This is a genomic window from Scandinavium sp. M-37, from assembly GCF_043558715.1.
In the GTDB taxonomy this organism is placed as follows: Bacteria; Pseudomonadota; Gammaproteobacteria; order Enterobacterales; family Enterobacteriaceae; genus Scandinavium; species Scandinavium vulneris_A.
In genome coordinates, this window is the sequence record NZ_JBIGIN010000063.1 from 1 (window position 1) to 10,155 (window position 10,155).

8 protein-coding genes and 1 pseudogene are annotated in these 10,155 nt (G+C 41.1%); 6 read left to right on the forward strand and 3 right to left on the reverse strand.

What is annotated here, in order from left to right:
• Window positions 1–1,088 precede the first annotated feature (1,088 nt).
• The 6 genes and pseudogenes from ACG0Z5_RS23370 (at window position 1,089) to ACG0Z5_RS23395 (ending at window position 5,516) form a co-directional block, all read left to right on the forward strand.
• Window positions 1,089–1,322 carry a DeoR family transcriptional regulator gene (locus ACG0Z5_RS23370; RefSeq protein WP_394451504.1) on the forward strand — a complete coding sequence of 78 codons (234 nt, stop codon included), beginning with the start codon at window positions 1,089–1,091 and terminating at the stop codon, window positions 1,320–1,322.
• 354 nt (window positions 1,323–1,676) lie between these two features.
• A complete protein-coding gene (locus ACG0Z5_RS23375; protein WP_394451505.1) occupies window positions 1,677–2,456 on the forward strand; it encodes a hypothetical protein in 780 nt (259 codons plus the stop codon).
• 84 nt (window positions 2,457–2,540) lie between these two features.
• Window positions 2,541–3,005 (forward strand): hypothetical protein, encoded by a 465-nt coding sequence (locus ACG0Z5_RS23380; protein ID WP_394451506.1) that lies wholly within the window; start codon window positions 2,541–2,543, stop codon window positions 3,003–3,005.
• Window positions 3,006–3,262: 257 nt separating this feature from the next.
• Window positions 3,263–3,676, forward strand: coding sequence for an ASCH domain-containing protein (locus ACG0Z5_RS23385; protein WP_394451507.1), 414 nt, complete (start codon window positions 3,263–3,265; stop codon window positions 3,674–3,676).
• A gap of 65 nt (window positions 3,677–3,741) precedes the next feature.
• A pseudogene (locus ACG0Z5_RS23390) lies at window positions 3,742–4,481 on the forward strand (transposase).
• 567 nt (window positions 4,482–5,048) lie between these two features.
• Window positions 5,049–5,516: a cupin domain-containing protein gene (locus tag ACG0Z5_RS23395; RefSeq protein WP_394451509.1), complete on the forward strand. Its 468-nt coding sequence runs from the start codon at window positions 5,049–5,051 to the stop codon at window positions 5,514–5,516.
• Between the two features lie 331 nt (window positions 5,517–5,847).
• Here ACG0Z5_RS23395 and ACG0Z5_RS23400 read toward each other — a convergent pair whose 3' ends face one another.
• From ACG0Z5_RS23400 to ACG0Z5_RS23410, 3 genes are all read right to left on the reverse strand, one after another.
• A complete protein-coding gene (locus tag ACG0Z5_RS23400) occupies window positions 5,848–8,124 on the reverse strand; it encodes a DEAD/DEAH box helicase (RefSeq protein WP_394451511.1) in 2,277 nt (758 codons plus the stop codon).
• Complete coding sequence (locus ACG0Z5_RS23405; RefSeq protein WP_394451513.1) at window positions 8,118–8,861, reverse strand: hypothetical protein; 744 nt, start codon at window positions 8,859–8,861, stop codon at window positions 8,118–8,120. The genes ACG0Z5_RS23400 and ACG0Z5_RS23405 overlap by 7 nt, the downstream gene beginning before the upstream one ends.
• Window positions 8,862–9,237: 376 nt before the next feature.
• The coding region (locus tag ACG0Z5_RS23410; RefSeq protein ID WP_411914206.1) for a transposase at window positions 9,238–10,155 on the reverse strand (918 nt) is incomplete at its 5' end.

Here is a 10,155-nt window from a genome sequence, read left to right on the forward strand (position 1 = left end):
TGGCTGGTTAGTGTTTTGGCGAATACAAAACTAACCACTTTTACCGCCGTTTTCTATTGGTTCACGCTTAACCGCGATGAACCTTTTTTATGTCTGAAATCAGGAGATTTTAGTATTGATGCAATTCATCCGTGATGGTTGAGACACAGGCTACACCGCAACAATTCCAAGTAGAAGTTTGCCTCTGGCAACAGCCACAGATATTAGCTATATCAGTTACTTACTTGCCACTTCTTAGTCCATCAGCTATGCCATATGCCACAAAACGCTCTCAAATACGTTCTGCGCTACCGCAAGCACATAACCGTTGCCGATGTCTTGATAAATACAAAAAACCACCAGAGAGCCGCATGTCGCGAATTCTGACAGTAAGAAACAATAACGCAAGCTTTCGTCACTGGCCCTTCAGTTCACACTGAGGGGCTTTTTATTATCTGCCACTAATTAAAGGAAACATTATGATTTGTCCAGAATGCGGCGCTGCAAATGTACAACGTCGAAACCTCGGAAGAAAGATTGGAAGTGGGGCCGGGGCTGTTGCAGGGGGAGTACTCGCAGTAGAAGGGGCAACAGTCGGAGCTATTGTGGGATCAACTATACCTGTAATAGGTACGATTGCTGGCGGGCTCATTGGCTTTATCATTGGAGCCGGGAGTGGTGCAGCAGTCGGTGCGCTTGCTGGAGAACCGCTGGATGGCACTGTATTTGACGAGTTTTGTTGTCAGGAATGCAGTACAACGTTCAACAAGCCATAAATTATGCCATTACGCGTATGACTGATTGTCTGTGAGCCAAATAGCACAAAAAGCTTAACGTCCTGAGAATGTCAGAAACAAATGCCGCTGCCAGTAATCGACAAAAGCAAATCACCAAACATCACCTAACTTACTGTTTTCTATTTCCAGATCGACAAATGAATTATCAAACAGACAAATTGCTGACAATTTAATGTAGTGCTTATTTGTCAGATTAATGTCGAGTTTTAATTTCAAAGACAATATTGTCATTTCTTGCAGTCAACCCTATTTAAACAACCATTTATTCCCGATAACATTCAGGAAAACACACATGTATTATCAGGAGAAACGATGCGGAATAGACACACTATCGGCTCGCGACTGATCTCAATAATTATTGAGTTTCACAAGTCGGGAGCGACTGACACTATTACTCTGAAAGAGAAATTTAATGTTTCAGAAAGGACCATACATCGAGATCTAAACAGGCTGGAGCCAATGATCATTAAGACAAGCCGAGGGATGTATTGCCTCTCCACGCCAGTTCAGACTGTTCTTGACGAAATTATACCAACTAAACTCTGAGTTAACATACTCGCAACTTTATTAAGGATTTAATTATGGGCTCACTATTACTGTTATTATTCTGGATTGGCGGTTCATTTTTTGTCGCACATACAGCAAAGAACAAAGGTAAATCATTTGTAGTTTGGTTTTGCCTCTCTATATTTTTAGACCCCATCATTGCTGGATTAATTTTAAGTCAGGTGTAATATGTCGATTGTAAAGTGGTTCCTGACGCGAGCAATTTACTTAGTTATCGGAGTGGCTGTTTTATGGGGTGTATTTTTGATGAATATATGGCCTCAGTAAAATCCATCCCCTACAAGACCAGTAACAACCATTTCATTCCTAAATTAATATAAGGACATTATTTCAATGGACAACTATTACGAATATCTTGAGATTGATATGAATGCTTCTCAGGATGATATTTCATCAGCAATTGAATCTAGACAGTCACAAGAAAATGCAGAACAGGCAAAACTCAGAGAAATAAAATCCATCCTTCTGAATGAAACAGCAAAGAAGATTTACGATGAAAAGCTCATCCACTCTATACTTAATAAAGGTAAGCAGAGGCAATCAATAAGCCTTGACAATGCTAAAAGCATTTTCAATCTGGATAACTCAGCCATCCACGATAAATACATCTGGCTTGCAACAGCTCTGTTCGTGTTTGGCATCATTTCAGGGCTGGTTTTCAGTTTGACAGTCAACTACACGATCAATGTCCTGGTAATGATTGCCATCGTTATCCTGTTTTATATGGACTGGAAGCTGCTTGAAGCGCATGGCAAAGCAACCTTTTCAAAATGGTGGATGCTGTTTTCACCGGTTTACATCGCTAAACGGTGTAAGGCATTAGGAAAAGGTAAGAAGCTGCTCGCGGTCTGGCTGGCTATCTGGGTACTTTGTGCCGCTGGTAACTTCATTTTCAATAGTGGTACAGCACTGCTTGAGCAATCTGCCTGTGGCGTTGTGACCGATATCTATCGCAACCAGCTGCATCAGTACTCTAAAACCTGTAAAAACGTGACGATAACGCATAGTCAGGGCAGACAACATTATGGTTTTGCTGAACTCAACGACGGAAGTACAACGGACATTTCTGTCAATGAAACACCTAATGGTCAGATTTACGTCCGGTTGGAATAACCTTTTCTCGATACTCACAACTCTCTAATAATAAAGACCTGTATTGCTTTCACGACTCAGGTCTTTTTAATAAGGAAAATTAACATGCGATTACTGATCTCGTTATTACTGTTGGTATTGACCAGTTCTTCTGCATCAGCTTCACCTTACGATGATGATGTCCTGTTTGGCTGTTTTTTCAATAACCAGAAAGTACCTAAAGAAGTTGTTGTTCTGCGTAGCGGTAATGACATCACCTACATGTATGGTAAGCAAGACCCGAGTGGTGAAGGTGGCGTTATTCCCGAAATCACGATCAAGAAGACCGCCAGTCAGTTAACAAAAGAATGGCACAACCACAGCGCTATCAGCACTGAACTGCGTACGCTTAATATTCCAAACGGGCAATACGTCTACAGCGTCAACTATATGTCTCAGGAGGGGAAAGGATCTGGTGATGTGACTGTGTCTAAAAGCGGGAAATATCTGACCACACTGAAATGCAGTGATGTATGGGAAATGAACTTATCCAATGATGCTCTGATGAAAGGCATACCTGACGTTGAATAAAAATAAAAGAAGACAAAGCAACCAGTCCTGATCGTGATCAGGACTGGTGTATCAGGCAATTTTTTATTTTCTCAGGCGTATTAATTCAGGTTTGAGTTGACAGATTTCGTAGGAAGATCACAATCAAATCTGGTAGTCAGTTCTGAGCGTGAAGCGGACCACAATATCCGACAAAAAGCATCACTGTTAATGTCCGGACAGCTCATGCTATAACCTGTATATCATTTCTTTTCATCTACGATTAAGAAGGGCTTTTAATGGTTGCGGTTGAGGAAATAAAACTGAAGTATCCAGGCGCAGATGCCTGGCAAATGGGTGACAGCCCGGAACTAGCCAGCGAAATTGCGGCCCTGATTAAAAAAGGGATCAAAACTGCCTCCTGCGGGTCTTTTGCCTCTTACCAACAGGAAGAATCTGCCCCGAGGATTGGAAGCTATAACATTATCCTTGATGGCAAGAATGTCCCGGTCTGCGTGACCAGGATGATTTCAATGCAACTGGTGCGTTTTTGTGATGTTACTGAGGGGTTTGCACGCAAAGAAGGTGAAGGCGATTTAAGCCTTGAATACTGGCAGAAAGAGCATCAGCGATTTTTCACCCGCGAAGGTCATTTTTCTGAAGATATGGAGTTAATCGCAGAAGAATTTGAAGTGGTAGAGGTGCTGTGGTAATCCCCCCGAAAAACCGGTGTGTTCATAAGTAGAATTTTCTCGTAATCTGAACCAGGGAGATTTCTATGAAAAAATCACGTTTTACCGACAGCCAAATCATATCCATTCTGAAACAAGCCGAGGCCGGTACGCCAGTGGCTGAACTGTGCCGCGAGCATGGTATGAGCAATGCCAGTTTCTACAAGTGGCGCTCACGCTTTGGCGGGATGGATGCCTCCATGATGGCCCGACTGAAAGAGCTGGAAGACGAAAACCGCCCCCTCAAAAAGATGTATGCCGAAGAACGACTCAAGGCAGAGATCATTCAGGAGGCCATGGCAAAAAAGTGGTGAAGCCATCGCTTCGAAAGCAGATGGCGCAGGAAGCCGTAAGGAGCCGAAACATCAGTATTCGCTTTGCCTGTCAGCTATTTGCTGTCAGCGAAAGCGGCTACCGATACCAGGCCAGACTGAACAAAGAAAATGATGTTATTGCCGACTGGTTACGCCGTATCACTGACAGTCAGCGCAACTGGGGATTTGGGCTAAGGTTCGGAGCCAGCCATTCAGCGGAAAGAGTTGCAGTGTTGAGCCTGATCGCGACTTTAGCCAGTATCATCATGTGGTTAAGCGGCTTCTGCTTTGAAAACAAAGGAATACACTCTAAATATCAGGCAAATACGGTGAAGCACAGGCGAGTTGTTTCATTGTTAAAGCTGGCAGAGAATGTATTTCGACATTCCCCGCTCATATTGAAAACCCTGTCGCTGGACTCGGGACTGAAGAAATTACAGCAAAGGTATACCGATATGATTTTGGTTTACTAAATTTTCTGGGGATCCCTCAGGGGATTACCCTGTAAGCTGAGAAACGGGCTGGAGTTTTATCAACTGCCATTTATAGCAACCTCCGCTCTTGGCACGGAGCGGACTGGAAGCACGATCTGAGGTCCGCTGTGAGCGAAGAGCGGAAGTTAGTTAAACTTACTTTTTATTGATTGTTAAAAATTACCAAACCTCCTCTACACTCTCGCAAAGTAGTATGTTTTTCTATAGCAGGATTTATTTCACCGTCAATTTCAATAAGGTGAATTAACTTTACGGGTAAATTAAATTGCCATATATAATACTAAACGATGCATTATCGAAGACATTCGACAAGTCACTCACACATAGCATATCTAGTGGCAGATTAACCAAAAACATACAACATAAGACATTTAGCGAGGTTTAATTACTCCTCCCCAACAAGACGCTAACGAAATCATATTATTTAACATCGAGAGTTGCACATCCCTCCAGTGAATAAACCGCAAACAAATTGGTTGATAAATGCACTCCCATAGATGTAGTTTAACACGCTCATATATTAAAGAAATGGAAGGGATTTTAACCATGAAATTCATTTTATCATGCTCAACTCTGTTATTTGCACTTTCGTGTACTGCAGCCGTGGCTGGCGAATGCCCAGCAGGAAAAGAGGGACCAACGCCTTTCAAACCAATTACAGAAACTACAGGACCACTTCAGGTAGTCAATAATGGTCAAATACTTTTAGACAATGAAGCTGTTGCGGCAAAAGGCTGGCATCTGCGTTCACGAACAATCTATTTTGGCAAAGGTTCAATTGCACAAATACATTCCCATGATGAACGCCCTGAAATAGCAACGATGCTTTCCGGGTCGGTAACTATCTACGCTAAAAACTGTACTGTCGGGGTGAAAATGAAACCAGGTGAGGTCTACCGTTCTGGTCGTGGTGACTCACATTGGGCTGTGAATGAAAGTGGTGCGCCTGCAGTTATGTACGCAACTGACATTTTCCTTAAAGATACTTTCCCTGTGTCTGGTGGCAATAAGTAACGCTCTAATTTTCTCAATACCTGCCATAGAGCTTTTATCCCTCCGATGGCAGGTATTGAGCAAAAGGTCAGCCAAGAGCGAGGGGCGGACATTGGCCTTACAGGATACCTTTTTCTGGATATTCTCTGAAAGCGAATGGTTTAGTTAAGTGGGATGCTTAAAGAATGATATCGCTAATGAGAAAATTAAATTCGCGAGAAATAGCAAAAGGCAGTTCATTATAAGATAAAATACCATGATAGTAGCGGAGAGAGTAAAAAATTCGCTTCTGGAGGGGGATTATGTTGCATTTTGAAGAGTATGAAATAAATTATCATACTCTCCGGGACTGTTATGGAAGATACCAGCTGATTTTTTTCCAAAGCTCGTTATCACCAAATTCTAACGTTGGATCAATTTCGATCCTTTCTTCAGAGATGAATTTTAAGTATGGAGCAACTAAAGGAACATCTTCAGGCTGAATTCCATATCGCATCAACATTATGTGAGCCTTATTGATGGTACCGTATCTTAGAAAATCAATGAAAACAGCAGCTCTTTGATCGCCGGTATCATCTAAATATAACTTGAATGCCCCCACAAAAACATCAGTAAGAGAGAATGAGATTACAGTATCAAGGTAGTCGTAAGTATCAAACACAACGGTATCATAGCTTACATCCCTTGAGTTTACAGAGTTAAATAGAGAGTAGGACCTAATCAGATTGCTATCAGGTAATTTATTAGCTGGTTGTGAATATCTTGAAATACCATTATTATCACCATCTCTATCTGATATGTAGCTGTACCTTATTCCAACAATTTCTTTAAAACTTCGACCGCCCATTACAAGAAACATAATGTCAATTGCTGATTTGAATACATTTCTTTCACCGTCATATAACTCTCGGCCTAAAGATGTTTCATACAACGATAAGAAACAAGACTTGACTTTATCCCTTACCTCTCTATTCTCAGGGCCAATTAATTTACTACCAAACTGTTCGTTGAAAACGGTATCTAAAATAAATGTAATCTTTTTATATATGTTATCATTCTGTAACCTTTCAATCTTGGATTCGGGAAGATTTATATCCTCATTGAAAGTTCCATTAACAATGGATTCTATGAGTTCATGGTTATCATTATCTGAGTCAACTGGACTCTCTAATACTGACTCCTCTTCTAATTTGAATGGCGTTTTGACTCGGCGTGATAACAACTCTGCATTATGAGTATATACATATCCATAATCAAATTCTTTATTCTTTGATAAACGTCCACTGCGACCTATTAAGTTTTTAAATGCCAGACATCTTTTCTGTTCAGACTCGCCATACATCTTCATATTTGCAAGCCAGACTATATCAAATGGCATGTTGATGCCTTGGGCTAACGTACTGGTAGCAAAGCAAATCCTAGCAAATCCGGCTTTAATAAATTTCTCGACTAAGTATCTAACTTCTAAAGGTACAGAACCATGGTGAATTACTACACCGACATTCAATAGTTCTACCAATACAGATCTATGGCCGTGGTTATTAGCGCCTAATATATCTCCGACGCTATTAATTATTTTCAGCGCTTCTTTATCTACTATTTTTTTGAATTTAGCGGTGTGTTTCTTGAATTTGTTGATGAATTTCCCATCATAGACAGATGCTTTTGATACATAAATAAGGACTGATTTATTACCTGAAAATGCAAATTGTTCAAAGCTGCCCGAAAAAGGTGCAGCTTTCTTTAACAAATGTCCCTTATTCATATATGGTGAAAAATAATAGTCATTGCCATTCTTATGCGCATAAATGAAAATTTTTCCTACAGTGTTATGAGCATAACTCCGAGAGTATTTTTCGGGAGTGTCGATATTGTGTTTTTTGAACTGAGCTTCGGGATTATCTACGAAAGGATGTGCAAAGATTAGTTTTGCTGTTGGAAAAAGTTTCTGTACGCGCCTAACGGTGACATCGAATATTACACCTCGCTCTTGTTCTTCAGAAACTTGAGCTTCATCAAAAAAGAATAAATTAATATTTAGCTTTTTACTAAAAGTTGTTAGATCTTTTGCCCGTTCTGGCGTGAGAACAAATATTCTTCTTAAATTCCTGTTAGTATAGACATAATCCACAAAAGTACTAATCATCACATCTTTGTCATGTTCAAAGTATCCTTTTAAGTTTTCAACGTACTCTGCTATTAATGCCCTCGATGGTACGATAATAACAGCATCGCCATCTTGTATGCTGATGTATTCCTTTATTGAAAATGATTTCCCTGCACTTGTAGGCGCTGATATAGAAATGAATTGTTTTTCTTCAACAGCATCACGAATGCTTGCCTGTACAGGAGTAAGATATTCACCGTACTGCTTTTTGTACTGTTTTCCTATTGTCCCTAAAATGAATGAGTAGAGATTTGAAGGGGATTTATTTTTATAGAACAATCCCAGGGTAGATATTATGTTTTCCTCATGAACTGCAAATTCCTCAGCATGAAACTCTTTATAATATGTTAACTTCTCGACCAACTTGTTATCAACTGGTCCTTTGCTATGCAAATCATCTAATATCTGTCCAATGGATTTATTTGGATCTTCGTCATTGAGAATTTCTTGAATGCTTAACATTTTACACCAACCAAATATATAAAACTAACGCGATCTAATAATTCTATTTCAATAACGGTTTTAATCGCATTATCCATTATTATTTCAGGATGATCTGAGTTGATAGAGAAAGCTGCGATGATGCCATATTTTTCTTCATCGAGATTTTTGATCGCGTCTTTATGACAAAGGTTTACTAAATGAACGCGATCACGGAAATGTTTATCTTGTGTGATAAAGTCATGTGCTTGGCGGATCGCATTTCCGTGCGGGTTAATGGAGGCTGAGAATTTGGCTTCTCCGAAGTTTATAAGATTTCCAGTACATGTTGTATGAAAATCAAAACCCTCGTTTTGTTTTAATTGAGGTTTCCATAACTCAGCAATAGGTAGGGAAATGTGGTGTAATATCTGACTTAATGCTCGAGAGGATCCAATGGAAACCATAACTTCACCAAATTCAGCTCCTAAGGGATCACCATCAAGAACTTTATTGAATATTTCAACCAATGCATCAGTCGTTTCTTTCGCAGTAACTTTATATGATCGCTGTGTACCAGCATCGAGAGAAGAAATCCAGGATGTATTCAATACTGAGTTCACAAGCTCTGTAGCTATCAAGTCAGTATTATTTACGTTTACGATACATGTTATTATCGCAGGATCTTTATCTTGGTAGTGATACTGCGAGTGAATACATCCCCACTCAGTATCGTCTATAACTATGGATTTTGGTTCTTCAGGCATCATACCATCCATAACACGTTCTTGATGGCTACGTAACTTGTAGTACTTCTCTGGAGATGAAGAAATTTCAAGAAGTACAGATTGTAGATGTACGAAGCCTAGAAATTTAAAACACTCATGTTTTGTAGAGGATTTTAATGATAAAGTCCAGATAACAAACACATTATTGGAACCATCACCATACTTTTTAGTGTCGATCTTATCTACTTACTCCGCATTGATTAACATAGACTGATTTAGCAACTTCCGCTCCTGGCACGAAGCTGCCAGTCAGATTAGATTTGGCTCTGTACCATAGCGGTGTCAGGTTCAATCTGAGCTAACACAGCTGATAGCCAGCCCTGACCGTGGTCAGAGTTGGTTTATCAGAAAACTATTTTTATTTTTCTCAGGGCTTACGTTGCCCACGCCCATTGAAATGCGATTTTTGCGGTCGGGGAGATTTAATGCCAGCTTTCCGCCTGTCCAGAGCATTGCTGTACTCTCTGCTGCGCTGCCACTCGGTCCACTCGGCCAGAGTTTCCAGGCCCATCTCACGCATCATTGCCAGGAAACATTTTCGCCAGCGATGCAATGTACCTGTGTTGATGTGATATTCGTGCTGAAGCTGCCACATACTTTCACCACTGACCATTTTCTCAACAAATAAAGGCCACAATTCCGTATACAGCATGCCTTTTAGCGGTGTTTGTGCCAACAAGCTGAATCCTTTTCTGCATGGATTGCAGAAAAACCAGGGGCGATCTCTGTTACGACCTTCCCGCCGACTACTGTACCCGCAGCCAGGGCAAGGAGCCCGTGATAAAGTGAGCACCTTTTTTATCCAGAGCTGAAGCTGCTCATATTGTGCTTTGGCTTCCGGGGTCATTTCGCAACTGGCTCGCCTCTGATGCGTTTCCCACCAGATAAAAAGTGCAGGGAAACTCTCTTTCATTTCAGCCACGATCACCAGATCTCTGTGTCGGCAGGCATATTCAGTAATGCCAATGATTGCGGCGATCTTTTTCAGGGACATGCCCTGAAACCGGTGCTTTGCAAATACTCCCCACAGTTCAGGATGCCGGGTACGTGCGAAGGGCGTGCCGGTGGTCTGAGTAAAGCTCTTCCAGCATAGCCGACACTTGTAAGAAGGCTTACATCCCCTGCGCTCCCGTACCTTAAATGATTTACTGGCACAGTAAGGACAACGGTCCGGTTGCTGAAAAGGCCGTTCCTCGGTAATCCCCCCATTTTTAACGGAGGTGATAAGTAGAATCAGTTCATGCGCTGAATATGCTGCATCGGCGTGAAGCCATTCAGTGCCATA

Excerpts from the sequence above, each read along its gene's own strand:
- ACG0Z5_RS23370 (WP_394451504.1), top strand. The coding sequence starts at position 1,089 with ATGCGGAATAGACACACTATCGGCTCGCGACTGATCTCAATAATTATT.
- ACG0Z5_RS23375 (WP_394451505.1), top strand. The coding sequence starts at position 1,677 with ATGGACAACTATTACGAATATCTTGAGATTGATATGAATGCTTCTCAG.
- ACG0Z5_RS23380 (WP_394451506.1), top strand. The coding sequence starts at position 2,541 with ATGCGATTACTGATCTCGTTATTACTGTTGGTATTGACCAGTTCTTCT.
- ACG0Z5_RS23385 (WP_394451507.1), top strand. The coding sequence starts at position 3,263 with ATGGTTGCGGTTGAGGAAATAAAACTGAAGTATCCAGGCGCAGATGCC.
- ACG0Z5_RS23395 (WP_394451509.1), top strand. The coding sequence starts at position 5,049 with ATGAAATTCATTTTATCATGCTCAACTCTGTTATTTGCACTTTCGTGT.
- ACG0Z5_RS23400 (WP_394451511.1), bottom strand. The coding sequence starts at position 8,124 with ATGTTAAGCATTCAAGAAATTCTCAATGACGAAGATCCAAATAAATCC.
- ACG0Z5_RS23405 (WP_394451513.1), bottom strand. The coding sequence starts at position 8,861 with ATGGATGGTATGATGCCTGAAGAACCAAAATCCATAGTTATAGACGAT.